This window comes from Streptomyces sp. NRRL B-3229 (genome assembly GCF_000719505.1).
GTDB classification, from domain to species: domain Bacteria; phylum Actinomycetota; class Actinomycetes; order Streptomycetales; family Streptomycetaceae; genus Streptomyces; species Streptomyces griseorubiginosus.
This window is the reverse complement of record NZ_JOGP01000020.1, coordinates 49,363-73,218: the sequence shown is the minus strand read 5'-3', so window position 1 is coordinate 73,218 and position 23,856 is coordinate 49,363. Positions and strand designations below refer to the sequence as shown.

The window sequence follows — 23,856 nt, the reverse complement described above, 5'->3', positions numbered from 1 at the left end:
GCTACTCCCGGGCCAGGATCACCGCCGTGCCGTAGGCGCACACCTCCGTCCCCACGTCCGCCGCCTCCGTGACGTCGAACCGGAAGGCGAGCACCGCGTTCGCGCCACGCGCGCGTGCCTGCTCCACGAGCCGTTCCATCGCCTGGTTGCGGGTCTGCACCAGCGTCTTCGTCAGCCCCCTGAGCTCACCGCCGATCATCGACTTGAGCCCCGCGCCGATCTGACTGCCCAGGTGCCGGGACCGCACGGTCAGTCCGAACACCTCGCCCAGCACCTCCTGGACCCGGTGGCCGGGCACGTCGTTGGTGGTCACCACGAGCACATCCGGCTGGGGCCCCTGGCCGCCGCCGTATTCGTCAATTCCCATGGCTCACAGCTTTGTCCCCGGCGGCGCACAGTGCATCCTGGGGTGCCCCATGGAACCTGGGTCACCACGGCTGCGTTGTACGTTTGGGCAGCCAGCCCCGCCCGCCCCACCAGCAGGAGCCCCAATCCCGTGACCACGCTCGCGCTCGGCCCCGAGTGGATCAGTCCCGACTATCTGATCCAGACCTTCAGCCTGCCCGGCATCCTGCTGATCGTCTTCGCCGAGTCGGGCCTGTTCGCGTTCCTGCCGGGTGACTCCCTGCTGTTCACGGCGGGTCTGTTCGTGGCACAGGGGCAGTACATCAGCCAGCCCCTGTGGCTCGTGTGCGCGCTCATCGTGGGTGCCGCCGTCCTCGGCGACCAGGTCGGCTACATGATCGGCAAGTTCTTCGGGCCCAAGCTCTTCAGCCGCCCCAACTCCAAGCTCTTCAAACAGGAGAACCTGGAGAAGGCCCACGAGTTCATGGAGAAGTTCGGCCCCAAGGCGATCGTCCTGGCCCGCTTCGTCCCCATCGTGCGCACCTTCGCCCCCATCGTGGCGGGCGCGGGCCGGATGAAGTACCGCACCTTCCTGACGTACAACGTCATCGGCGGCGTGGCCTGGGGCACGGGTGTCACCCTCGCCGGCTACTGGCTCGGCCAGATCGACGTCATCAAGAAGAACGTCGAGGCGATCCTCGTCCTGATCGTCCTGGTCTCGGTGGTCCCGATCCTGATCGAGTACCTGCGCGAGCGCGGGAAGAAGAAGCGGGCGGCGGCCCAGAACCCGGCGACCCCCGCCCAGCAGCCGTACCAGCCCCAGATGGACGACGCCACGACCCAGCTCCGCCGCATCCCCTCCAACGACCAGCAGCAGCCGCCCCAGCCCCCGCAGCAGCACAACGGCTACGACCAGTACTACGGCCAGCAGCAACAGCCGTACGGCGACCAGCAGCCGCAGCAGCAGCCGTACGCCCAGCAGTACCCGCAGAACTACGGCAACCAGCAGCAGTACGGCGGACAGAACCAGCAGGACCCCTACAACCAGGGGTACTGAGGGCAGGGTCAGAACCCGCGCGTCCTCTTGGCAGCCCGGCGCTTGCCCGCCGACCCCACTCGGAGAAACAGCCGGGAGACCTCCGACCCCAGGTTGACCCCGATCGCGATCGCCATCGCGAGTGCCGCCGCCTTGGACAGCGACACCAGGCCTTCGTCGACATGGTTCTGCGCGATCGACAGCAGCCCGAAGTACGTCGCCGAACCCGGCAGCAGCGGCCCGATCGCCGCGGTCGTGTACGGCAGCGCGGAGGCGAAGCGGAACCGGGACAGCAACTGCCCGAACAGGCCCACGAGCCCCGCGGCGACGGCCGTGGAGGCGACCGGGGAGAAATCGGCGGTGTAGTGCATCGCGCCGTACACACACCAGGCGACGCCACCGTTCAGCGTCACCGCAAGGACAGTGGAACGTTCCTGCTGGAGCAGCACGGCGAAGGTCAGGGACAGCAGCATCGACGCGCCCGTCTGCCACAGGGGCCGCGGATCCGTGGACAGCGCCTCGTCCGGGTTGAGATGCGCCCCCAGCTGCACGCCGACGTAGAGCATCACCAGGACGCCCACGACGATGCCCACGAAGAAGTACATGACCTCCAGGAGCCGCGCCGACGCCGTGATGTAGAAGCCGGTCAGGCCGTCCTGGACGCCCGCGACCAGGGCCCGTCCGGGCAGCAGCGCGAACAGCCCACCGGTGATGACCGCGGACGCCTTCACGTCGACGTCGGCCAGGGTGAGCGCGATCCCGATCGCGGCCGGCGGCATCGCGGCCACCGTGAACTGGTAGAACTCCGGCAGCCCGCGCCCCGCGCACAGCCACGCCAGCCGGTCGCCGAGCATCGCGCCCAGCATGGCCGCGACGAACACCACCAGGTCACCGCCGACGAGCACCGAGGCGGCACCCGCAAGGAGCCCGCTCGCCGAGGTGAGCACCCAGGTCGGATACGGGTGCCGGTTGCGCCGGATCTCGGCGAGCCGCCGGTAGGCCTCCTCCAGCGTCATGGCCGCCTCGGGGTCGCTGAGGTCGTCCACGAGCCGGAAGACGGCCGCGAGGCGGGTGTAGTCGGTGCCGCGCCGCCGCACGGTCCTGGACGCCGTCACGGGGTCGTCCACGAGCGAGGGCTGGTACGAGATCGACAGCAGCGTGAAGGTGACGTTCGGCTCGCAGCGGTCCAGGCCGAAGGACCGGCACACGGCGAACATCGCCGCCTCCACGTCCTCGGCGCCCTCACCGCCCGCGAGCAGCAGCTCGCCGATCCTGAGGGTCAGGTCGAGCACGCGCGGCACGGCGGGACCGGACTCGTCCTCCGACTTGGCGGCCGGCTCCGGCGCGGGCCGTTCGGCGACCGGCATCCGCAGCATCGTGCGCATCCGGTCCTGCCAGGGCACGTCCTTGGTGAGGCTGACCACCGGTATGCCGGTCGGCGGGGTGAACGCGGGCGGCGCGTCCTTCGCGCTGTAGGTCCGGGGCGTGCTGAACGCCGACCCCTCCGGCTCCGCGGCCGGCGCCTGCGGGACGTCGAGCCCCTTGGGCAGCGCGAACTCGGAGGTCGTCTCCGGCTCGCCGCCGGCGGTTCTCGGCATCGCGAGCCCGTCGGGAAGGGCGAACTCGGACGTGATCTCGGAGTCGTAGAGACTCCTGGCCTCGTCCGACTGCGGCTTGCGGTACTCCGCCTCCGTCACTCCGTAACGCTCCCTGAACGACACATTCCGTAGGCCTCAGTATGCGCGGGCACGCGAACGGGCCGCACGCGTGCGCGTGCGGCCCGTCCGTGGCACAGGGCTCAGTGGCCGCCCTGGTCCTTGAAGCGCTTGTAGGACCGCTCGATCTCGGCCTCGGCGTCGACCCGGCCGACCCAGTCGGCGCCCTCGACGGACTTGCCGGGCTCCAGGTCCTTGTAGACCTCGAAGAAGTGCTGGATCTCCAGGCGGTCGAACTCGGAGACGTGGTGGATGTCGCGCAGGTGCTCGACGCGCGGGTCCGTCGCCGGGACGCACAGCAGCTTGTCGTCGCCGCCGGCCTCGTCCGTCATCCGGAACATGCCGATCGCACGGCACTTGATGAGGCAGCCCGGGAACGTCGGCTCGTCAAGAATGACCAGCGCGTCCAACGGGTCGCCGTCCTCGCCGAGGGTGTTCTCGACGAAGCCGTAGTCGGTCGGGTAGGCGGTCGAGGTGAAGAGTCGACGGTCCAGGCGGATCCGACCGGTCTCGTGGTCCACCTCGTACTTGTTCCGCGAACCCTTCGGGATCTCGATCGTGACGTCGAACTCCACCGGTGGCTCCTCCATGATCAACACATAGTTCTGGTGGTTAAGTGTCCCTCACGCAGGTGTGTGATCGCGAAAGGGGCTGTTGGTCGTGCCTGAACTGAGGCCTTGGCGGACCGCGAGACCGCGTGTGGCGCGGGTCGCGAACGCCGTACGACCGCGTCTGGCACGCGCCGCGGGCGCCGTACGCCCAGGACTGACCCGGGCCGCGGACGCCGTACGGCCGTCTCTCGCACGCACCGCCGCCGTCGTGAAACCGCAGGTCACACGGCTGGCCGGGATCTCCCGGCCGAAGACCGTCAAGACCTGGCAGTACACCGCGGGTGCCGCCGGCGCCGGTCTGGCGCTGGCCGCCACCGTGGTGACCGCAGCCGGTCCCTGGGACTCCTCGGGTCAGCGTACGGCCGAGCGGGACCGGGCGGTCGCACTGGAGCAACCGGGTGGCACAGATCACGAAGGCGACTCCGGTACGGCCGCCGCCGGGCCGCGTCCCGCCCCGAGCGCCCCGTCCGTCCTCGTCGGCCTGGGCGCCCAGGGAGTGACCGTGAAGTCCGCGCCGACCGGAAAGGCACTCGCCGGCGTCCTCGGGCCGCTCCTCGGCAACCCGGCCCTCGGCGCCCGCCACACCGCCGTCGTCGTGGACGTGGCCAGCGGCAGACGGCTCTACGGCGCGGGCGCCGGGACCGCGCTGACACCCGCCTCCACCACGAAGATCGCCACCGCCGTCGCCGCCCTGTCGGCCCTCGGCGCCGATCACCGCCTCACCACCCGCGCGGCTCTCGAACCCGACACCAAGGAACTCGTCCTCGTCGGCGGCGGCGACCCCACGCTCACCGCCCGCCCGGACACCGGGGGAGGCTGGGCGAGCCTGCGCGAGCTGGCCGACGAGACCGCCGCCGCCCTCAAGAAGCGGCACATCGGCAAGGTCACGCTCTCCTACGACAAGACCCTCTACGCCGGTTCCGAGATCCACCCGATCGGGGTCAACGACAACCTCGCCCCCGTCAGCGCCCTGATGGCTGACGAGGCCCGCACCGACTCCACGACCAGCGGGCCGGCCCCACGCGTGACGGACCCGGCGACGGACGCGACCCGTGCGTTCGCCGCGTTCCTCGCGGACCGCGGCGTCAAGACCACGGCCCCCGGCCCCTCCAAGGCCACCGGCCGCGCCGAGACCCTGGCCGAGGTCTCCTCGCCGCCCCTGTCCGCCCTGGTCGAACGCATGCTGACCAACAGCGACAACGACATCGCCGAAGCCCTCGCCCGCCAGACCGCCGTGGCCGCCAAGCAGCGCGCCGACTTCGACGGCGGCGGCGAGGCGATCCACGACCGGCTGAAGAAGCTCGGACTCCCGCTCGCCGGTGCCCGGTTCCACGACGGCAGCGGACTCGACCGCGCCGACCGGCTCACCGCGAACCTGCTGACCGCCCTGCTGGTGAAGGCCGGCGACCCCGCTCACCCGGAGCTGCGCCCGGTCCTCACCGGCCTCCCCGTGGCCGGCTTCACCGGCACTCTGACCAGCCGTTACACCGACGGCGCGGCAGGCGTCGTACGGGCCAAGACGGGGACCCTGACCGGGGTCAACACGCTGGCCGGGACGGTCGTCGACCAGGACGGACGGCTGTTCGCCTTCGCGTTCCTGACCTCCGGCACCACCGACCCGGCGACCGCGCAGAGCGCCCTGGACCGCACGGCCTCCGCCCTGGCCGCCTGCGGCTGCGGCTGACCGGGCGCCCGGGGCCGGCGCTCGACTCGCGGTCCGACTCGTTGCCGGACCAGGCGTCCGACCCGCGCCCCGACTCGTCGCGGGACCGGGCGTCCGACTCGTGTCCGGCCCGGTGCCTGACCCGCGGCCCAACTCGCCGCCCAACTCGCCGCCCGGCCCGCGCCCAACTTGCCGCCCGGCCCGCGCCCAACTCGCCGCCCGGCCCGCGCCCGGCCCGCGCCGACTCATCGCCCGACCGGTCGCCCTGCCCCCTCCCGACCACGCGCCCGGCCCGGCGCCCGTCCTGTCCGCTCGCGCGGCCTGCCCCAAGCGGGAGCGCTCACGTACGGTTGACGCATGACGAGCATCGGTGGTGCCGAGTTGGTCGACTGGAATCTCGCGGTGGCGACCGCGACCCGGCTCGTGCGGCCGGGCCCCGACGTGAGCCGCGACGAGGCCCGGGCCGTCGTCGCGGAACTGCGCCGGCACGCCAAGGCCTCGGAGGAACACGTCCGCGGCTTCACCCGGATGGCGACCGAGGACGTCCACGACACTCCCGTACTCGTCGTCGACCGTCCCGGCTGGGTCCGGGCGAACGTCGCCGGGTTCCGGGAGATCCTCAAGCCGCTCCTGGAGAAGATGCAGGAACGCCGCGGCAACACCCCTGGCGGCGCGGTCCTCGGCGCTGTCGGCGGCAAGGTGACCGGCGTCGAACTCGGCATGCTGCTGTCGTTCCTGTCGTCCCGTGTCCTCGGCCAGTACGAGACCTTCGCCCCGGCCACCCGCGAACTCCCGGCGGGGGAGAACGGCGGCGGCCGACTCCTCCTCGTCGCCCCGAACATCGTGCACGTCGAACGCGAACTCGACGTCCAGCCCCACGACTTCCGCCTCTGGGTCTGCCTCCACGAGGAGACCCACCGCACCCAGTTCACCGCCGTGCCCTGGCTGCGCGACCACCTGGAGGGCGAGATCCAGTCGTTCCTGGGGGAGACCGAGGTCGACCCCATGACCGTGCTGGAACGCATCCGGGAAGCCGCCCAGACCCTCGCCGGCGGACGCCCGGACGGCGAGGAGGACGAGGACGGCGGCCGCTCCCTCGTGGAGCTCGTGCAGACCCCCGCCCAGCGGGAGATCCTCGGCCGGCTCACCGCCGTGATGTCCCTCCTGGAGGGCCACGCCGACTTCGTCATGGACGGCGTCGGCCCCGCCGTGGTGCCGAGCGTCGCCGAGATCCGCGAGAAGTTCCAGCAACGGCGGGCCAAGGGCGCCTCCCGCCTGGACATGGCCCTGCGCAAACTCCTGGGCCTCGACGCCAAGCTCCGCCAGTACCGCGACGGCGAACGCTTCGTCAGCGCCGTCGTCGACCAGGTCGGCATGGACGGCTTCAACCGCGTGTGGACCTCCCCCAACACCCTCCCCACCAAGGCGGAGATCGCCAAACCGGCGGACTGGGTCGCGCGGGTGCACCGCAAAGCCGAGTCGTGAGCCGGGTGTTCACGACATGAGAGGAATCCGGCCGACGGCAGGCGAACGCCCCTTCAATCACCCGTCCGAGGGACCGTGAGCCATGGGTAGGCGTGCAATGCTCGGGGAACGGCCCGGTTCTGTCACCATCTACACACTCTGAGTGACCGAACCTCGGGCTCACCCCCGAAAACTTCATGAAGGGAACCGGACATGGGTCCCCATCCTGCGGTCGCGGCGATACGCCTGGCGGTCCGCCGCGTCCTCCACGACCTCCTCAACGAACACCAGACCTCCGCCGAGCCCTCGGCGCGGCCCCCGCACCAGCCCTCGCCGCTCGTGCTCGTGGCCTGCTCCGGCGGGGCCGACTCCATGGCCCTCGCCTCCGCCCTCGCCTTCGAGGCCCCCAAACTCGGCATCCGCGCCGGCGGCGTCACCGTCGACCACGGCCTCCAGGCAGGCTCCGACCTGCGCGCCGAGGAAGTCGTCCTGCGCCTGCGCGAACTCGGCCTGGACCCCGTCGAGTCCACCGCCGTCAGCGTCGGCCGCGAAGGCGGGCCCGAAGCCGCCGCCCGCGACGCCCGCTACGCCGCCCTCGACGCCGCCGCCGAACGCCACGGCGCCACCGCCGTCCTGCTCGGCCACACCCGCGACGACCAGGCCGAAACCGTCCTGCTCGGCCTCGCCCGCGGCTCCGGCATCCGCTCCCTGTCCGGCATGGCCGCCGTCACCGGAGGCCCGGGGGCCACCCGCCGCTACCGGCGCCCCTTCCTGGAACTCGACCGGCAGACCGCCCGAAAGGCCTGCATGGTCCAGTCCCTGCCCGTCTGGGACGACCCGCACAACGCCGACCCCGCCTACACCCGCTCCCGCCTGCGCCACGAAGGCCTGCCCGCGCTGGAGAAGGCGCTCGGCAAAGGAGTCGTCGAGGCGCTCGCCCGCACCGCCCAGCTCTCCCGCGACGACGCCGACGCCCTCGACACCTGGGCCCGCCGGGCCGAGGCCTCCGTACGCGACGCCGCCGGCCTCCTGGAGTGCGCCAAGCTCTACGCCCTGCCGCCCGCCGTACGCCGCCGCATCCTGCGCCAGGCGGCCATCGAGGCGGGCGCCCCGGCGGGCTCGCTGTTCGCCCGCCACATCGAGGAGATCGACCGGCTGATCACCGGCTGGCGCGGCCAGGGAGCCATCAATCTCCCCGGCAAGGTCGTCGCCCAGCGACAGGGTGGCAGACTGGTGATTCGGCAAGGCTGAATCCATGGCTCCCCTCCGGGGGAGGGTGGGCGGCCGGTAGGACGACCGAAAGTGATGCGGGTGGACGCGAAAGACATGGGTGCCGACCTCAAAGAGGTACTCATCACCAAGGAAGAGATCGACGCGAAGCTCGTGGAGCTCGCCGCGAAGATCGACGCTGAGTACGCGGGCAAGGACCTGCTCATCGTCGGCGTCCTCAAGGGCGCGGTGATGGTCATGGCGGACCTCGCCCGGGCGCTGTCCACCCCCGTCACCATGGACTGGATGGCCGTGTCCTCCTACGGCGCGGGCACCCAGTCCTCCGGCGTGGTGCGGATCCTCAAGGACCTCGACACCGACATCAAGGGCCGCCACGTCCTGATCGTCGAGGACATCATCGACTCCGGCCTGACGCTGTCCTGGCTGCTGTCCAACCTCGGCTCCCGCGAGCCGGAGTCGCTCAAGGTGTGCACCCTGCTGCGCAAGCCGGACGCCGCCAAGGTCGCCATCGACGTCGAGTGGGTCGGCTTCGACATCCCCAACGAGTTCGTCGTCGGCTACGGTCTCGACTACGCCGAGAAGTACCGCAACCTCCCGTTCGTCGGTACGCTCGCGCCCCACGTCTACGGCGGCTGAGCCAGATGGCCCCAGCTCGCTGAGACGATCGGGAACGATCGGGAACCCCAGCCGGTCCCGCGCCGTTGGAGCATGCAGACGGCTCGTGAAGCCCACCAGTGCGGCTTCGGCCCACAATGCTGGGGTACCGTCAGAAGAACTGTCTTATCAAACTCACTATGGCAGGAGGGACGGGGCGGCACCGCTCCGTATGGATGGACGTGAAGCGATACTTCCGTGGGCCGGTCATGTGGATCGTGCTGGCCGTCCTTGCCGTGGTCGTGTTGATGCAGGTCGTCGGCTCGTCCGGCGGCTACAAGACGGTGGACACCGGCCAGGTCGTCCAGGCGATCAATGACAACAAGGTCCAGCAGGCCAAACTGACCACCGGCGACGAGCAGACCGTCAAGGTCGAGCTCAAGGACGGCGAAAAGGTCGAGGGCAGCTCGAAGATCCAGGCGAGCTACATCGGCGACCAGGGCCGTGACCTCGCCAATGTGCTACAGAACAAGTACCAGGACAAGCAGATCCCCGACGGCTACACCGTCTCGCCGACGAAGCAGAACGCCTTCGTCGGGATCCTGCTCTCCCTGCTCCCCTTCGTCCTCATCGTGGTCGTCTTCCTGTTCCTGATGAACCAGATGCAGGGCGGCGGCTCCCGGGTGATGAACTTCGGGAAGTCCAAGGCGAAGCTCATCACCAAGGACACCCCGAAGACGACGTTCTCGGACGTCGCCGGCTCGGACGAGGCCGTCGAGGAGCTCCAGGAGATCAAGGAGTTCCTCCAGGAACCCGCGAAGTTCCAGGCGGTCGGGGCCAAGATCCCCAAGGGCGTACTGCTGTACGGCCCCCCCGGCACCGGCAAGACCCTGCTCGCGCGCGCCGTCGCGGGCGAGGCCGGTGTCCCCTTCTACTCGATCTCCGGTTCCGACTTCGTCGAGATGTTCGTCGGTGTCGGTGCCTCCCGGGTCCGTGACCTGTTCGAGCAGGCCAAGGCGAACGCCCCGGCGATCGTCTTCGTCGACGAGATCGACGCGGTCGGCCGCCACCGCGGCGCCGGCCTCGGCGGCGGTCACGACGAGCGCGAGCAGACGCTGAACCAGCTGCTCGTCGAGATGGACGGCTTCGACGTCAAGGGCGGCGTGATCCTCATCGCCGCCACGAACCGGCCCGACATCCTCGACCCGGCCCTTCTGCGGCCCGGCCGCTTCGACCGCCAGATCGCGGTCGACCGCCCGGACATGCAGGGCCGTCTGGAGATCCTCAAGGTCCACCAGAAGGGCAAGCCGGTCGCCCCGGACGTCGACCTCGCGGCCGTCGCCCGCCGTACGCCGGGCTTCACGGGTGCCGATCTGTCCAACGTGCTGAACGAGGCGGCCCTGCTGACCGCCCGCTCGGACCGCAAGCTGATCGACAACCACATGCTCGACGAGGCCATCGACCGCGTCGTGGCGGGCCCGCAGAAGCGGACCCGGATCATGTCGGACAAGGAGAAGAAGATCACCGCGTACCACGAGGGCGGACACGCCCTGGTCGCGGCGGCCTCCCCCAACTCCGACCCGGTCCACAAGATCACGATCCTCTCGCGGGGCCGTGCTCTGGGCTACACGATGGTCCTGCCGGACGAGGACAAGTACTCGACCACGCGCAACGAGATGCTCGACCAGCTCGCCTACATGCTGGGCGGGCGCGCCGCCGAGGAACTGGTCTTCCACGACCCGACCACCGGCGCCGCGAACGACATCGAGAAGGCCACCGCCACGGCCCGCGCGATGGTCACCCAGTACGGCATGACCGAGCGCCTCGGCGCCATCAAGTTCGGCGGCGACAACACCGAGCCGTTCCTCGGACGTGAGATGGCTCACCAGCGCGACTACTCGGAAGAGGTCGCCGCGCTGGTGGACGAAGAGGTCAAGAAGCTCATCGAGAACGCGCACAACGAGGCCTGGGAGATCCTGGTCGAGAACCGCGACGTCCTCGACAACCTGGTGCTTCAGCTCCTCGAGAAGGAGACGCTGGGCAAGGAGGAGATCGCCGAGATCTTCTCCGCCATCGTCAAGCGCCCGGCGCGCCCGGCCTGGACCGGTTCCTCCCGGCGCACCCCCTCCACCCGTCCGCCTGTGCTCTCCCCCAAGGAGCTCGCACTGACGAACGGCGCCAACGGCGCGACCCCGGCGATCAGCACCGCCAAGTCGACCGCGTCGGAGCCGGCCACGGAGGCCGTACCCGAGGACCGCCCGGAGAGCTGACGCTCGCCCGGCGGCCCCACGGGCCCGGAATGGATGCCGTGCCCCCCAGGTTTTAGCCTGGGGGGCACGGCTTTTTTCGGCCGTGAGGGACTTCTAGGAACGAGGCACCAGATGACCGACCCCGTGACGCTGGACGGCGAGGGCCCCATCGGCGAGTTCGACGAGAAGCGCGCCGAGAACGCCGTCCGCGAACTCCTGATCGCGGTCGGCGAGAACCCGGACCGCGAGGGCCTGAGGGAGACACCGGGGCGGGTGGCTCGGGCGTACAAGGAGATCTTCGCGGGACTGTGGCAGCAGCCCGAGGACGTGCTGACCACGACGTTCGACCTGGGGCACGACGAGATGGTGCTCGTGAAGGACATCGAGGTGTACTCGACCTGCGAGCATCATCTGGTCCCGTTCCGTGGGGTGGCCCACGTCGGGTACATCCCGTCCACCTCGGGAAAGATCACCGGGCTGTCGAAGCTGGCCCGTCTGGTGGACGTCTACGCCCGCCGGCCGCAGGTGCAGGAACGACTCACCACGCAGATAGCCGACTCCCTGATGGAGATCCTGGAGCCGCGCGGGGTCATCGTCGTCGTGGAGTGCGAGCACATGTGCATGTCCATGCGGGGCATCCGCAAGCCCGGCGCCAAGACGCTCACCTCGGCCGTACGGGGCCAGCTGCGGGACGCGGCGACGCGCAACGAGGCGATGAGTCTCATCATGGCCCGCTGACCCGCTGGCCCGCTGGCCCGCTGACCCGCTGGCCCGCTGGCCCGCTGGCCCGCTGGCCCGCTGGCCCGCTGACTCGTTTGATCCCGCTGCCCGTGTTCGGTGGTGAGCCTCACGCCGCCGACGGAGCCCCCGTGTTGCGGTCGTCGTCCTCGGGGAGTTTGCAGACGCGTTCCAGGAAGAGGGCGGCCGCTATGACCGCGATGCCGGCGAGGACCGAGAAGCCGGCGTAGATGGCCTGGTCGCGGCGGGCGGGGATGTCGAGGGACTCCAGGAGGAAGACGCCGGTGCCGCCGTACATGCCGGAGACGAGGGCGGCCACCAGAGCGCTGGCCTGGCCGAAGACCACCGCACGGGCCGCCATCAGGGGGTCGACGCCCTTCGCCTCCGGGGCCCGCTCGCGCTGGGCCTTCAGGCGGGCCCGGATGGACAGGGCCGTGGCCGTGAGGACCACGGCGATCAGGGCCAGCACGACGGGCGCGGCCAGCGGGACGCTGGGCAGGGTCCCGACCGAGTTCCACAGGCGGGCGCCCGCCCAGGACAGGACCCCGGCCACGACGAAGACGCCGACCAGCAGCCTGATGCGCAGCTCTTTCACGGTGTTCCTTCAGCTCCCCCGTCGTCCCACGAAGTGTGGCCGTCTTGACCTTAACGGCTATTCGGGCAGCCGGAGTTCCAGGTCCTTGCGGGCTTCCACGCCGTCCCGGGTGACGGTGTCGAGCAGGGCCGCGACCGGGCCGCGGCCGGGCAGCTGCGCCTCGGGCTCCACGTCGTGCCAGGGGGCGAGGACGAAGGCGCGCTCGTGGGCGCGGGGGTGCGGCAGGGTGAGGACCGGGTCGTCGGAGACGACTTCCGCGTAGGCGACGATGTCGACGTCGAGGGTGCGCGGGCCCCAGCGCTCGTCGCGGACCCGGTTGAAGGCCTCCTCGACGGCGTGGGCCCGCTCCAGCAGGGAGGCCGGGGGGAGGGTGGTCTTGAGGACGACGACCGCGTTGAAGTACGACGGCTGGCTGTCGGCGGCCACACCCCAGGGCTCGGTCTCGTAGACGGGGGAGACCGACTTCACGCGCACGCCGGGGGTGTCCTCGAGGGCGTCGACGGCGCCCTGGAGGGTCTCCAGGCGGTTGCCGAGGTTGGAGCCGAGGGAGATCACGGCGCGCTTGGGGTTGTGCAGGGTGGTGTCGGCGGCGTCCACCTGCTGCACGACCGCTGCGGGCACCGGCTGTACGGTCGGGTCGCTCGGACCCGCGGCGAAGGACGCGGTCATACTCGGCTCCGGATGATGGTGACGGTCACGTCGTCGAAGGGGACGGTGATCGGTGCGTCGGGTTTGTGGACCCTGACCTCGACCTCCTCTACCCCCTGGTGCTTCAGACAGGCCTGGGCGATGCGCTCGGCGAGGGTCTCGATGAGGTTGACGGGCTCGCCCTCGACGACGGCCACCACCTCCTCCGCCACGATGCCGTAGTGCACGGTCTTCGTCAGGTCGTCGTCGGCGGCGGCCGGGCGGGTGTCCAGTCCGAGGACGAGGTCCACGATGAAGGTCTGGCCCTCCTCGCGCTCCTTGGGGAACACACCGTGGTGCCCGCGGGCCTTGAGGCCGCGCAGCGCGACACGATCCACGCGAATCACTCCTGCAAGTCGTCGGTACGGCCGGTCCGTGCCGGGTGCGGGCGGCACACCGGCCTCGGACGAATCTACCCGCGGGCACTGACAGCGCCGGGCCGTGCGGGCTCGGGCCGGTACCGGGTTCCAGGGGGTTTCACCGGGTGTTTTCCCCGGGGAACCCGGCGGCTCACGGGTTGGTAGCCGCCCCTACCCAGGGGTTCGTGATTCCAACCACTTCTTGGTCCTGACGGGCTACGGGGGAGTCTCGTCCTCGTCGTCCTCGTCGTTCTCGGCCAGCACCGGGGAGGCGTGGTGGGACCACATCTTCCAGCCGTCGGGAGTGCGGCGGAACACGTTGGTGGCGACGACCAGCTGACCGACGAGCGGTCCGAGTTCCTCGCCGCCCTCGGGTGCGGGGCCGCCGCTGAGGATGTTCTCGGTGCAGGTCACCAGGGCGGTGTCGCCGGTGACGGAGACATGCACGTCGGTGAGGAAGAACTGGATGTAGTCGGTGTTCGCCATGATCAGCGCGTACGACCTGAGGACCTCGCCGCGGCCGGTCAGCACGGGCCAGCCGGGGTGCACGCAGGAGACCACGCCGGTGTCGGCCGGGTCGTGGTACTCCTCGTCGACGCCGAGGTCGGCGGGGGTGAGCCAGAGCGAGGAGACCACTTCGAAGTCGCCGCGTTCCAGTGCCTCGTAGAAGGCCGTGTTGGCGGCCTCCACCTGTTCCACGTCGGTGTGGGGGGCGCTCACCGGGCTCCTTCCGCGCTGTTGTCCGCGGTGCGCGCGTTCTCGGTGCGCGCTCCTTCCACGGCGCGGGCGACCCGTACCGCGTCCGCCGTCGCGCGGACCTCGTGCACGCGCACGGCCCACGCGCCGGCGTGCGCGGCGAGGGCGGAGACCGCCGCCGTGGCGGCGTCGCGTTCGCGGGCGGGCGGCGGGGCGCCCTCGGGGCCGGCGAGGACGCGGCCCAGGAACCGCTTGCGGGAGGCGGCGACGAGCAGGGGATGGCCGAGGCCGAGGAGGCGGTCGAGGTGGGAGAGCAGGACCAGGTCGTGCTCGGCGTCCTTGGAGAAGCCGAGGCCCGGGTCGACGACGACGCGGTCGGGGGAGATCCCGCCGCTGAGGACCGCGTCCACGCGCGCGTGGAGTTCGTCGACGACCTCGGCGACCACGTGGGCGTAGACGCCCTTGACGTTGCCGCCCTCCAGGAAGCCGCGCCAGTGCATGACGACGAAGGGGGCGCCCGCGTCGGCGACGACCGGGATCATCGCGGGGTCGGCTAGGCCGCCGCTGACGTCGTTGACGAGGAGCGCGCCCGCACCGAGAGCTTCCTCGGCGACCCGGGCGCGCATGGTGTCCACGGACACGGTGACGCCCTCGGCGGCGAGGCCGCGGACGACGGGGACGACCCGCCGGAGCTCCTCGGCCTCGTCGACGCGGGTGGCGCCGGGGCGGGTGGACTCGCCGCCGACGTCCACGAGGTCGGCGCCCTCCGCGACGAGGGTGAGGCCGTGCTTGACGGCGGCCGTCGTGTCGAACCAGCGGCCGCCGTCGGAGAAGGAGTCGGGGGTGACGTTCACGACCCCCATGACCGCGCAGCGGTCCCATTCCGGAAGGCCGGCGACGCGCCCGCGTCCGCTCTGCTTGCTCATACGTTCAGCCTAGGCCCCGCGTGCAGGCGCGGGGCCGCCGCACGGCCCGAACGGAAGCCCCCGGGCTGGAGGACGGGGTGGGGCTTCCGTTCGGGCCTGTCCCGGACCCGTTGCGGGTCAGGCCGCTCGTACGTCCTGACCCGAGGCGGGTCAAGCCGCTCGTACGTCCCGCTCCGCGACCGCGTGCGCACACACGCGTGCGGCGCTGGAGCGGCGGCGCAGGAAGCGCGGCAGCGGCAGGGCCAGGTTGACGAAGCCCTCCGCCTGCATGGCGGCGAAGCCGATGCGCGGAAGGTCGCCGGAGGCCCGGTAGACGACGAAGCGGGGCTCCCAGCGGGGCTGGAACTTCGCGTTGAACTTGTAGAGGGACTCGATCTGGAACCAGCGGGACAGGAAGACCAGCAGGCCGCGCCAGGCGCGCAGGACCGGGCCCGCGCCGATCTTCTCGCCGCGGGCGAGGGCCGAGCGGAACATGGCGAAGTTCAGCGACACGCGCGTGATGCCGAACTTCGGGGCCGCCTGGAGGGCGGCGACGATGAGCAGTTCGTTCATGCCGGGGTCGGCCGAGCGGTCCCGTCGCATGAGGTCCAGGGAGGCGCCGTCGGTGCCCCAGGGCACGAAATGGAGGATCGCCTTGAGGTCGCCGTAGGGGCCGGGCTGGTCGTCGGCCTTGTGGGCGGTGGCGATGAGGCAGTCGCCGTCGGCGAGGTCGCCGATGCGGCCGAGCGCCATCGAGAAGCCGCGCTCGGTGTCGGTGCCGCGCCAGTCGTCGGCGGCCTGCCGGATCCGCTGGAGCTCGGTCTCCCCGAGGTCACGGACGCGCCGGACCCGGGTCTCGTAACCGGCGCGCTCGATGCGCTTGACCATCTGGCGCACGTTGCGCATCGCGCGGCCGGCGAGCGAGAAATCCGCGACGTCCACCACCGCCTCGTCGCCCAGTTCGAGGGCGTCCAGACCGGTCTCCCGGGTCCACACCTCACCGCCGGTCTCCGAGCAGCCCATGACGGCGGGCGTCCAGGAGTGGGCCTGCGCCTCGTCCATGAAGCGTTCGATGGCGCCCGGCCAGGCCTCTACGTCGCCGATCGGGTCGCCGCTGGCGAGCATGACGCCGGAGACGACGCGGTAGGTGACGGCCGCCTTGCCGCTGGGGGAGAAGACGACGGCCTTGTCGCGGCGCAGCGCGAAGTGCCCGAGGGAGTCACGGCCGCCGTGCTTGGCCAGCAGGGCCCGCAGGCGGGACTCGTCCTCCTCGGTGAGGCGGGCGGCGGGGTGTTCGGGGCGGAAGGCGAGGTAGATCGTCGTGATGGCCGTCAGCAGGCCGAGCGCGCCCAGCGAGACGCCGACCGTCCAGGAGGTGTCGCCCTGGTAGTCGACCGGGCCCTCGAAGCCGAACAGGCCGTACAGGACGTGGGTGAGACGGTCGGCGAGGCTCGGGTCGCCCACCATGCGGTTCGGGTGGACGCTGACGATGATCAGGCCCAGGACCAGTGAACCGGCGCCCATGAGGACGAAGTTGGCGAGCGCACGCCACCTGCTGCGCGGGTCCGGCAGCGCCTTGAACTGGTCGCGGTGGCGCAGCAGCGGTGCGAGCAGGGCGAGCGAGATGACCGTGCCCAGCAGCGAGTGGCGGTAGGTGAACTGCGCCAGCGCGCCCGCCGGCAGCAGTGCCACCGCCGCCCGCCAGGCCCGGCGCTTGCGGCGCCTGAGGCCGTGGGCGAGCAGCAGCAACAGCACGCCGGTGCTGAGCGAGAGCGCGGCCGCGAACGGGCCGAGCGCGCCGGGCAGCACCTCGGCCAGGGTGTGCATACGGCTGTGCCGGAAGCGTGGGAAGACGCCGGCGGCGATGTCCAGAAGTCCTACGAGAGCGCAGGCTCTGGCGACGAGGACGGGGACGGCCTCGGGGCGCGGTCCGTGCAGTGCACGCCGCAGCCGTGTTGATCGGATCGGAACCCCGCCCGACATTTCCTCATCTGTCCTGACAGACATCGCATCCCGTGGTTCTGCGAGTGACTTTGGATCCGGAGCCCGATTCGGGCATCCGGCGACATTGCGCCCTCTAGGACGGTGTCTCGAGAGGAGAGGTTCACTCATCTCCTCAAAGCCGTTTCAAAGGCCGAGGAAAGCGAAAGCAAGCAATGGGTCTCACGAGCAACAACACGCTGGTGGTGGCGGCCCTGGCCGCCATGGTGCTGTTCGCCGGCACGGTGTGGCTCTGGCCACGGCTTGCCCGCCGGGGCTGGCGTTCCGTCAGCGGCCGCATCGGGCTGCTGCTGGCGGTGCAGCTCTCGCTCTTCGCGTCGGTGGGGCTCCTCGCCAACCACAGTTTCGGGTTCTACGCCTCCTGGGCCGACCTGTTCGGCCGGGAGACCGACCAGGGGGTGGTGGTCGACCACACCTCGGGCGACCGGTCGGGTGCTCCCCTGCGGGTGACCGAGATCGGTTCGGTGCCCGGGAGGGTCGGCTTTCGGCCGTCGTCGGTCGGGCAGGTCCAGCAGGTCGACATAGTGGGCCGCGGCACGCACATCGCCTCGCCGGCGTACGTCTATCTGCCGCCCGAGTATTTCCAGGAGCGCTATCGCGGGCGCAGCTTCCCCGCGGCCGTGGTCCTCACCGGTTATCCGGGCACCGCGCGGGCTCTGGTGGACAAACTCCACTATCCGCGCACGGCTCAGGAACTCGTCGAGGAAGGGCGTATGCGGCCGATGATCCTGGTGATGCTGCGACCGACGGTGGCGCCGCCGCGCGACACCGAGTGCGTGGACATCCCCGGCGGTCCGCAGACCGAGTCCTTCTTCGCCGAGGACCTGCCGCGAGCGGTGGCGGAGCACTACCGGGTGGCCAAGGGGCCACGGAGCTGGGGGATCATCGGGGACTCCACGGGCGGCTACTGCGCGCTGAAGCTCGCCATGCACCACCCCGGGGTCTACGCGGCGGGCGCGGGCCTGTCCCCGTACTACAAGGCGCCGACCGACCCCACCACGGGCGACCTCTTCCAGGGCGTCAAGGCGCTGCGCGACCGCGCGAACCTGTGGTGGTGCCTCAAGCACCTGCCCGCTCCCGCCACCTCACTGCTCGTCACCAGCAGCCAAGAGGGCGAGTCGAACTACAAGGACACGTTGAAGTTCATAGCGCGGGTGAAGGCGAAGGGAACGACACAGATCTCGTCGATCATCCTCGAAAGCGGCGGGCACAACTTCAACACCTGGCGGCGGGAGATCCCGGCGACCTTGGAGTGGATCAGTGGCCGACTCAGTGACCGATGAGCCGAATTCGCGACTGTTCTGATTCCTGATGTCGTGCGAAGGCCGCGGGATGGCTGTGTTTTTACGGGGCGGGGCACCATGCTTCGCCTACTCGCGGTAAGTTTCTGGCCATGCCACGTGGACGTCACCGCCATTCCCCGCCTCTGCACAGGCTGCTGCCTCCGTCGGCAATCGCAGGCGTCTCCCTTCTCTGCGCCTTCGGCCCCTGGTTGTTCTCGCAGCAGGCCGTGCTCCGCGTGATAGCCGCGTTCGCCGCGGCGGTCGCGGTCGTGGGGGCGGCCGTGATGCGCCGTTGGGACGCGCAGGCGGGCAAGCAGGTCGCCGACCTCACGCGCGCGCGTGCGAGCGAGGAGTGGCGGCACGAGGAGCGGGTCGCCGAACTCGAGACCGACCTCGAGGAGTCGCGCGAGCTGCGCACCAAGCTGGAGCAGCGACTGCGGGCCAAGCGCGCGGAACTGGCCGGACTGCGCAACGAACACGCGGCACTGCTGCGGCGGTACGCCACGGCGGAGACCGAGCGGGCGAGCGCCCTGGAGGGCCGCCGGCTGCTGGAGATAGAGGCCGCGCCGGAGCGCGAGCCGGCGTCGGCGGACGGGGTGGACGCCGAAGCCGGCAACGAGACCGGGACTGGCGGCGTCGAGGTGACGGCGGAGGCCGCGGACGCGAAGGTCTCCGGGGCCGTGGACGCGAAGGACAAGCAGGAGGAAAAGCCGGAGCGGCCCGCGGTCTTCTCGCCCGAGGGTTCGCGGCTGTGGCTGCGGGCGGACGCGGCGCTCAAGCGGCTCCATGAAGGCGGCGACGGAGACGGGGAGCCTGGGGCGGAGGCGGACGCGGACGCCGAGCCGGGGACAGCGACCGAGGCGGACGCCGAGGCCGAACCGGCGACCGGGACCAGGTCGGAGACCACGGTCGGCACGGCGACCGGGACCGACGGCAAGGGCGGCTCCACGGCCGACGCGAAGTCCGAGGCGAAGCCCGACGCGAAGAACCCCGACGCGAAGAAGGCCGACGCCAAGAACGCCCCGGCGCCCGAGCCGAAGAGCTCCCCGGCCGAGCCCGAGCCCGTGAAGGCCACCGCGCGCCCGGCGGAGACCGCCGGTACCGAGGCGGAGGCCGCGCAGGAGGACGAGGCGCGGGGGAAGCCCGAGGCGGTCGACGGGCATGAGCGCGCGGCCGCCACCACCCCTGCCGGAGCGGCCCAGCCGCCGCGGCGGCCCGCCGGGCACTTCATCGCGCCGACCGCGGTGGCCGTCGTGCCCACGGCTCCCGAGCGACGCCCGCGGGTCGAGGGCGGGTTCGACTTCTTCGGCACGAAGGGTGCCTCCAGCGAGGCCCTGGAGGCCGTGCAGAACGAGGACCTCGCCGACGTCGTCGGCCAGGAGGCGCTCGCGCTGCACAAGGCCGAGTCGGAGGCGGAGTTCAAGCCTGCCGACGAGGAGTCCCGGGGCGTCGGCCAGGTCATCGACCTGACCGCCCACGACGAGACGGAACAGATCAACCTCAAGGGACTGCGCAGCGCGGTCTCCTGACGGTCGCACAGATGTGCCCGAGGGGCACGGTCAGACCATCCACCGGTCGGGCCGTGCCCCTCTCCGTCCCGTCCGTGACCGCTCCGCCTGCGCCCGGAGCAGCTCCGCGGCCTCCTGGGCGTCCCTCAGCCGGGCCGTGACGGTCTTGTTGGCCCCCGTGTCCACGTGCACCTCGGCGACCCGCCACAGCCGCTCCCAGGGCCCCTGGGCGAGCCGTACGCTCTGCACCTTCGCGTGCGGGACGAGCGCCAGGCTGCGACGCAGCAGCCCCTGCCGTGACGCGAACACGGCGTCCGTGACGGCGAGTCCGTGACCGCGCCACCAGACGGGCACGCAGCGTCCGGCCCGCCGCGGGGGCCGCACGAGCGCCGACGGCGGCGGCACCACGACGCCGGGCAGCACGCGCGCGACGACCGCCTCGGCGACCTCGCGCGGAGCGACCGGCACCAGCACCGAGTTGGACGACCCGGCCACGTCCAGCTCCACCCGCACCCAGCCGCGCCGCCGCCACAGCAGCGGTTCCACGATCCGCACGGTCTGCACCCGCCCCGGCGGCACCGTCTCGTGCGAGCGGTCCAGGAGCCCGTGGTCGATGCGCAGCCCGTCCGGGGACTCGCCGACCGTCCAGTCGTACTCGGTGACGAACCGCCCCACGCTGCTCGCGCCCGCCGCGCCGAGCAGCGGTACGGCGGTCGCCAGGACCGTCCACAGGCTCTCGGTCGCCCACCACAGCAGAGGCGGTACGACGAGGGCGGCGAGCAGGCTCATCCAGGTGGCGCCGGTCAGCACGACGGACAGCGCCAGATCGCGCGGGGGCGTGCGCATCAGCTCGCGCGCCGGTGCCTCGCCGACCTCGTGCGCGGTCTCGGGAGCGAACCCGGCGGCGCGCGCCAGCAGTTCGGCGCGCAGCGCCCGCGCCTCCCGCTCCCCGAGGAAGGCCAGTTCGTCCTTCTTGTCGGTGCCGACGACATCGAGCCGCAGCTTCGCGACCCCCGCCACGCGCGCGAGGAGCGGCTGGGTCACGTCGATCGCCTGGATGCGCTCGAGGCGGATGTGCGCGGTGCGCCGGAACAACAGCCCGGTCCGGATGCGCAGTTCGGTGTCGGTGACCGCGAAGTGGGTGAACCACCAGGTGAGGAAGCCGTACAGAGCGGCGGCCGCGACGACGACGGCGAGCGCGATCAGCAGGGTCGTGGTCGTCAGCCGGGTCAGCTGGCGCTGCGCCTGGTCCGGGTCGTGCACCGCCCACCCGATGACGACGGCCACCGGCGCCCACGCCCGCCTGAGCGGCGTTATGGGATGCAGCCGCCGCTCGGTGACGGCCTCCCTCTCGTGTACGGCGTCGTCGACGCCCGGCGTCGTCACAGGCCCGCCGATCGGGCCTCGCCGAGTTCGGTGAGCCGGTCGCGCAATCGTTCCGCCTCGGCCGGGTCCAGGCCCGGGATGGTGGCGTCGGTCGCCGCGGCCGCCGTGTGCAGCTGCACGCTGGCCAGCCCGAAGTGCCGCTCCACGGGCCCGGAGGTGACCTCCACCAGCTGCATGCGGCCGTACGGCACCACGGTCTCCTCGCGCCACAGCACGCCCCGGCTGATCAGCAGGTCGTCCGCGCGCTCGGCGTAGCGCCAGGAGCGCCAGTTGCGGCCGATCAGCACCCAGCCCCAGACGATGAGGGCGACCGGCAGCAGCGCGAACGCCGCCCACACCGGCCCGCACAGCAGTCCGAGCAGCACCCCGAGGCCCACGGCGATCAGGCCCAGCCACACCACCAGCAACATCCGGCGCATCCGCAGCAGCCCCGGCGGCAGCCCGGTCCACACCGGCTCGGCCCCCGCGACCTCTGTGTCCTGCCCGCTCCCCGTCTCCATGAGGTCAGCGTACGTAGGTCAGACTGTGTTCATGACTCCTACGACGGAGACCACGGTCGGCATCGGCGGCGCCGCGGAGAGCACCGACATGGTGCTCAACATCGGACCGCAGCACCCGTCCACCCACGGCGTGCTGCGCCTGCGGCTGGTCCTGGACGGCGAGCGCATCGTGAGCGCCGAGCCGGTGATCGGCTACATGCACCGGGGCGCGGAGAAGCTGTTCGAGGCGCGCGACTACCGCCAGATCATCATGCTCGCCAACCGCCACGACTGGCTGTCGGCGTTCTCCAACGAACTGGGCGTGGTCCTCGGCGTGGAGCGCATGCTCGGCATGGAGGTGCCCACGCGCGCGGTGTGGACCCGCACGCTGCTCGCCGAGCTGAACCGGGTGCTCAACCACCTGATGTTCCTGGGCTCGTACCCGCTGGAGCTCGGCGGGATCACCCCGGTCTTCTACGCGTTCCGGGAGCGGGAGGTCCTCCAGAACGTCATGGAGGAGGTCTCCGGCGGCCGCATGCACTACATGTTCAACCGGGTCGGCGGCCTCAAGGAGGACCTGCCGGCCGGCTGGGCCACGCGTGCGCGTGCCGCCGTCGCCGCCGTGCGCTCGCGCATGGACCGCTTCGACGACCTGGTGCTCGGCAACGAGATCTTCCGGGGGCGCACCCGGGACGTCGGCGTCCTCGCGCCGGAGACCGTGCACGCGTACGGCGTCAGCGGGCCCATCGCGCGTGCCTCGGGCGTCGACTTCGACCTGCGCCGCGACGAGCCCTACCTGGCCTACGGCGAACTCCAGGACACCCTGAAGGTGGTGACCCGCCAGGAGGGCGACTGCCTCGCCCGCTTCGAGGTCCTGCTGGAGCAGACCCACAACGCCCTCGACCTCGCCGACGCCTGCCTGGACCGGCTCGCGGACCTGCCGCCCGGCCCGATCAACCAGCGGCTCCCGAAGGTCCTGAAGGCGCCCGAGGGGCACACGTACGCGTGGACCGAGAACCCGCTCGGCATCAACGGCTACTACCTCGTCAGCAAGGGCGAGAAGACCCCGTACCGGCTGAAGCTGCGCTCCGCCTCGTACAACAACATCCAGGCGCTGGTCGAGCTGCTGCCGGGGACGCTGGTGGCGGACATGGTGGCGATCCTCGGGTCACTGTTCTTCGTGGTCGGGGACATCGACAAGTAGGGCCCTTCGCCCGACGGGTGAGTCCGGAACGCCCACCGGCTGGAGCAGCCAGCCGAAGTCGCCGAGCCCGCCCGTCGCGGTGAGTTCGGCGGCCTCTCCGGCGCGTGCGAGGGCGCGGACGTACGCGGCGGGGTCGGTGGAGGCGAGGGCGAGCGCGGGGCGTGCGCCCGTGATGCCGAGGGCGTGCAGGGCGTCGCGCTGGCGCAGGACGCGTCCGCCGGGCCGGGTGCACGCGTCCAGCGCCACATGCGCCGTGAGATCGCACGACCCGTCCGGCACCGGTGCCGTCTCGCGACCCTCGCGGAAGCCGGTGAGCGTCCCGAAAGGGGGCCGGGTGCCGGACGTGTGCGCGTAGTCGACGGCGACCGCGAGTCCCCGCTCGACGGTCGCGACCGCCGACGCCCACGCCTCGTCCCGGGGCAGGCCGATCTCGGCCCGCAGCCCCTCCTCGGGCGGCAGCGGCCACCACCTCTCCAGCCACCGGGCCTCCGCCCCGGCGACCGGCTCCCCGAGCCGCTCGCGACCGTCCCGTCGCACGAGAACCCGGCGCGGTACGCCCGAGGAGTCCGTCTCGGCGATCTCCAGTGGCACGTTGTCCAGCCATTCGTTGGCGAACAGCAGCCCATGGACGTTGCCCGGGGGCTCGGGCAGCCACTCGATGCGGTGAGCGAGGCCCGCGGGACGGTCGGCCACCTCGACGGCACACACGCGCGTGCGGACGGCGACCTCGGCGGGCAGGGCGGCGAGGACGCCGACGGCCAATTCCCCCCGGCCCGCGGCCATGTCGACGAAGTCGAGCCGGGCGGGCCGGCCCAGCGCCTCGTCCACGCGGCACAGCAGCCGGGCCACGGCCACCGCGAACAACGGCGAGGCGTGCACGGACGTACGGAAGTGCCCGGCCGGACCTTCCGGTCCGCGGTAGAAGCCGTCCGGGCCGTACAGGGCGGCCTTGCTGGCGGCCCGCCAGCCGGTCCAGCCGTCGGCGGGTTCTTCCCTCGTCGGATCGGTCATGACTTCGCTCACGCCGCCAGGCTAGGCGCCACCTGGGGGAACGCGGCCTCCACCTTGGGGAGTACGCGCGCTCGGTACGGATCGGTCCTCCGGTTGA

General features: G+C 71.5%; 22 protein-coding genes. 10 read left to right on the top strand and 12 right to left on the bottom strand.

All coding sequences use genetic code 11. The features are described 5' to 3' along the window. Position 1 precedes the first annotated feature (1 nt). Positions 2–367, bottom strand: a complete 366-nt coding sequence (locus IF54_RS0128890) for a YbjQ family protein (RefSeq protein ID WP_030323931.1) — start codon at positions 365–367, stop codon at positions 2–4. Between the two features lie 129 nt (positions 368–496). Between IF54_RS0128890 and IF54_RS0128885 the strand changes: the two genes are divergently transcribed. After that, positions 497–1,402, top strand: a complete 906-nt coding sequence (locus IF54_RS0128885) for a DedA family protein (RefSeq protein WP_030323929.1) — start codon at positions 497–499, stop codon at positions 1,400–1,402. A gap of 8 nt (positions 1,403–1,410) precedes the next feature. Here the strand turns inward: IF54_RS0128885 and IF54_RS0128880 are convergent, their stop codons facing one another. Together IF54_RS0128880 and IF54_RS0128875 are read right to left on the bottom strand one after the other, a co-directional pair. Next, positions 1,411–3,078, bottom strand: a complete 1,668-nt coding sequence (locus tag IF54_RS0128880) for a threonine/serine ThrE exporter family protein (protein ID WP_030323928.1) — start codon at positions 3,076–3,078, stop codon at positions 1,411–1,413. A 101-nt stretch (positions 3,079–3,179) separates the two neighbouring features. Further along, positions 3,180–3,671, bottom strand: a complete 492-nt coding sequence (locus IF54_RS0128875) for an inorganic diphosphatase (protein ID WP_007383738.1) — start codon at positions 3,669–3,671, stop codon at positions 3,180–3,182. 79 nt (positions 3,672–3,750) lie between these two features. On the opposite strand from IF54_RS0128875, the gene dacB reads away from it, so the two are divergent. The 6 genes from dacB (at position 3,751) to folE (ending at position 11,645) form a co-directional block, all read left to right on the top strand. After that, positions 3,751–5,391 carry a D-alanyl-D-alanine carboxypeptidase/D-alanyl-D-alanine-endopeptidase gene (gene dacB / locus IF54_RS0128870; RefSeq protein WP_234439083.1) on the top strand — a complete coding sequence of 547 codons (1,641 nt, stop codon included), beginning with the start codon at positions 3,751–3,753 and terminating at the stop codon, positions 5,389–5,391. A 336-nt stretch (positions 5,392–5,727) separates the two neighbouring features. Then, positions 5,728–6,855, top strand: coding sequence for a zinc-dependent metalloprotease (locus IF54_RS0128865; RefSeq protein WP_030323925.1), 1,128 nt, complete (start codon positions 5,728–5,730; stop codon positions 6,853–6,855). Positions 6,856–7,047: 192 nt separating this feature from the next. Continuing rightward, positions 7,048–8,085 carry a tRNA lysidine(34) synthetase TilS gene (tilS, locus tag IF54_RS0128860; RefSeq protein WP_030323922.1) on the top strand — a complete coding sequence of 346 codons (1,038 nt, stop codon included), beginning with the start codon at positions 7,048–7,050 and terminating at the stop codon, positions 8,083–8,085. A gap of 54 nt (positions 8,086–8,139) precedes the next feature. After that, the gene (gene hpt / locus IF54_RS0128855) at positions 8,140–8,700 is read left to right on the top strand and encodes a hypoxanthine phosphoribosyltransferase (RefSeq protein ID WP_020122574.1); all 561 of its coding nucleotides are present in this window, start codon (positions 8,140–8,142) and stop codon (positions 8,698–8,700) included. Positions 8,701–8,894: 194 nt separating this feature from the next. Beyond that, complete coding sequence (gene ftsH / locus IF54_RS0128850; protein WP_030323919.1) at positions 8,895–10,928, top strand: ATP-dependent zinc metalloprotease FtsH; 2,034 nt, start codon at positions 8,895–8,897, stop codon at positions 10,926–10,928. Between the two features lie 111 nt (positions 10,929–11,039). Then, positions 11,040–11,645: a GTP cyclohydrolase I FolE gene (gene folE, locus IF54_RS0128845; protein ID WP_030323917.1), complete on the top strand. Its 606-nt coding sequence runs from the start codon at positions 11,040–11,042 to the stop codon at positions 11,643–11,645. Positions 11,646–11,754: 109 nt separating this feature from the next. On the opposite strand, the gene IF54_RS0128840 is transcribed toward folE, so the two are convergent. The 6 genes from IF54_RS0128840 to IF54_RS0128815 form a co-directional block, all read right to left on the bottom strand. Further along, positions 11,755–12,240, bottom strand: coding sequence for a DUF3180 domain-containing protein (locus tag IF54_RS0128840; RefSeq protein ID WP_030323914.1), 486 nt, complete (start codon positions 12,238–12,240; stop codon positions 11,755–11,757). Positions 12,241–12,297: 57 nt separating this feature from the next. After that, positions 12,298–12,909 (bottom strand): 2-amino-4-hydroxy-6-hydroxymethyldihydropteridine diphosphokinase, encoded by a 612-nt coding sequence (gene folK / locus IF54_RS0128835; protein ID WP_030323911.1) that lies wholly within the window; start codon positions 12,907–12,909, stop codon positions 12,298–12,300. Further along, on the bottom strand, positions 12,906–13,265 hold the full coding sequence (folB, locus tag IF54_RS0128830) for a dihydroneopterin aldolase (RefSeq protein ID WP_030323909.1): 360 nt from the start codon (positions 13,263–13,265) through the stop codon (positions 12,906–12,908). The genes folK and folB overlap by 4 nt, the downstream gene beginning before the upstream one ends. Before the next feature lie 237 nt (positions 13,266–13,502). Further along, positions 13,503–14,006 (bottom strand): nuclear transport factor 2 family protein, encoded by a 504-nt coding sequence (locus IF54_RS0128825; RefSeq protein ID WP_030323906.1) that lies wholly within the window; start codon positions 14,004–14,006, stop codon positions 13,503–13,505. After that, positions 14,003–14,908, bottom strand: coding sequence for a dihydropteroate synthase (folP, locus tag IF54_RS0128820; protein WP_030323902.1), 906 nt, complete (start codon positions 14,906–14,908; stop codon positions 14,003–14,005). Before folP ends, IF54_RS0128825 begins: the two co-directional genes overlap by 4 nt. Before the next feature lie 150 nt (positions 14,909–15,058). Continuing rightward, positions 15,059–16,870 (bottom strand): phosphatidylglycerol lysyltransferase domain-containing protein, encoded by a 1,812-nt coding sequence (locus IF54_RS0128815; protein WP_030323900.1) that lies wholly within the window; start codon positions 16,868–16,870, stop codon positions 15,059–15,061. Positions 16,871–17,043: 173 nt separating this feature from the next. On the opposite strand from IF54_RS0128815, the gene IF54_RS0128810 reads away from it, so the two are divergent. Together IF54_RS0128810 and IF54_RS0128805 are read left to right on the top strand one after the other, a co-directional pair. Next, on the top strand, positions 17,044–18,171 hold the full coding sequence (locus tag IF54_RS0128810) for an alpha/beta hydrolase (protein ID WP_030323897.1): 1,128 nt from the start codon (positions 17,044–17,046) through the stop codon (positions 18,169–18,171). Positions 18,172–18,281: 110 nt separating this feature from the next. Further along, positions 18,282–19,700, top strand: coding sequence for a hypothetical protein (locus tag IF54_RS0128805; RefSeq protein ID WP_078852138.1), 1,419 nt, complete (start codon positions 18,282–18,284; stop codon positions 19,698–19,700). Between the two features lie 30 nt (positions 19,701–19,730). On the opposite strand, the gene IF54_RS0128800 is transcribed toward IF54_RS0128805, so the two are convergent. Continuing rightward, a complete protein-coding gene (locus IF54_RS0128800; RefSeq protein WP_030323893.1) occupies positions 19,731–21,065 on the bottom strand; it encodes a PH domain-containing protein in 1,335 nt (444 codons plus the stop codon). After that, positions 21,062–21,565 carry a PH domain-containing protein gene (locus IF54_RS0128795; RefSeq protein WP_030323892.1) on the bottom strand — a complete coding sequence of 168 codons (504 nt, stop codon included), beginning with the start codon at positions 21,563–21,565 and terminating at the stop codon, positions 21,062–21,064. The genes IF54_RS0128800 and IF54_RS0128795 overlap by 4 nt, the downstream gene beginning before the upstream one ends. Before the next feature lie 31 nt (positions 21,566–21,596). On the opposite strand from IF54_RS0128795, the gene IF54_RS0128790 reads away from it, so the two are divergent. Next, complete coding sequence (locus IF54_RS0128790; RefSeq protein ID WP_030323891.1) at positions 21,597–22,748, top strand: NADH-quinone oxidoreductase subunit D; 1,152 nt, start codon at positions 21,597–21,599, stop codon at positions 22,746–22,748. Here the strand turns inward: IF54_RS0128790 and IF54_RS0128785 are convergent. Continuing rightward, the gene (locus IF54_RS0128785) at positions 22,713–23,759 is read right to left on the bottom strand and encodes an SAM-dependent methyltransferase (RefSeq protein ID WP_030323890.1); all 1,047 of its coding nucleotides are present in this window, start codon (positions 23,757–23,759) and stop codon (positions 22,713–22,715) included. The genes IF54_RS0128790 and IF54_RS0128785 overlap by 36 nt on opposite strands. Positions 23,760–23,856: the final 97 nt, after the last annotated feature.

Excerpts from the sequence above, each read along its gene's own strand:
- IF54_RS0128890 (WP_030323931.1), bottom strand. The coding sequence starts at position 367 with ATGGGAATTGACGAATACGGCGGCGGCCAGGGGCCCCAGCCGGATGTG.
- IF54_RS0128865 (WP_030323925.1), top strand. The coding sequence starts at position 5,728 with ATGACGAGCATCGGTGGTGCCGAGTTGGTCGACTGGAATCTCGCGGTG.
- tilS (WP_030323922.1), top strand. The coding sequence starts at position 7,048 with ATGGGTCCCCATCCTGCGGTCGCGGCGATACGCCTGGCGGTCCGCCGC.
- hpt (WP_020122574.1), top strand. The coding sequence starts at position 8,140 with ATGCGGGTGGACGCGAAAGACATGGGTGCCGACCTCAAAGAGGTACTC.
- ftsH (WP_030323919.1), top strand. The coding sequence starts at position 8,895 with ATGGACGTGAAGCGATACTTCCGTGGGCCGGTCATGTGGATCGTGCTG.
- folE (WP_030323917.1), top strand. The coding sequence starts at position 11,040 with ATGACCGACCCCGTGACGCTGGACGGCGAGGGCCCCATCGGCGAGTTC.
- folK (WP_030323911.1), bottom strand. The coding sequence starts at position 12,909 with ATGACCGCGTCCTTCGCCGCGGGTCCGAGCGACCCGACCGTACAGCCG.
- folP (WP_030323902.1), bottom strand. The coding sequence starts at position 14,908 with ATGAGCAAGCAGAGCGGACGCGGGCGCGTCGCCGGCCTTCCGGAATGG.
- IF54_RS0128815 (WP_030323900.1), bottom strand. The coding sequence starts at position 16,870 with ATGTCGGGCGGGGTTCCGATCCGATCAACACGGCTGCGGCGTGCACTG.
- IF54_RS0128810 (WP_030323897.1), top strand. The coding sequence starts at position 17,044 with ATGGGTCTCACGAGCAACAACACGCTGGTGGTGGCGGCCCTGGCCGCC.
- IF54_RS0128805 (WP_078852138.1), top strand. The coding sequence starts at position 18,282 with ATGCCACGTGGACGTCACCGCCATTCCCCGCCTCTGCACAGGCTGCTG.
- IF54_RS0128795 (WP_030323892.1), bottom strand. The coding sequence starts at position 21,565 with ATGGAGACGGGGAGCGGGCAGGACACAGAGGTCGCGGGGGCCGAGCCG.
- IF54_RS0128790 (WP_030323891.1), top strand. The coding sequence starts at position 21,597 with ATGACTCCTACGACGGAGACCACGGTCGGCATCGGCGGCGCCGCGGAG.
- IF54_RS0128785 (WP_030323890.1), bottom strand. The coding sequence starts at position 23,759 with ATGACCGATCCGACGAGGGAAGAACCCGCCGACGGCTGGACCGGCTGG.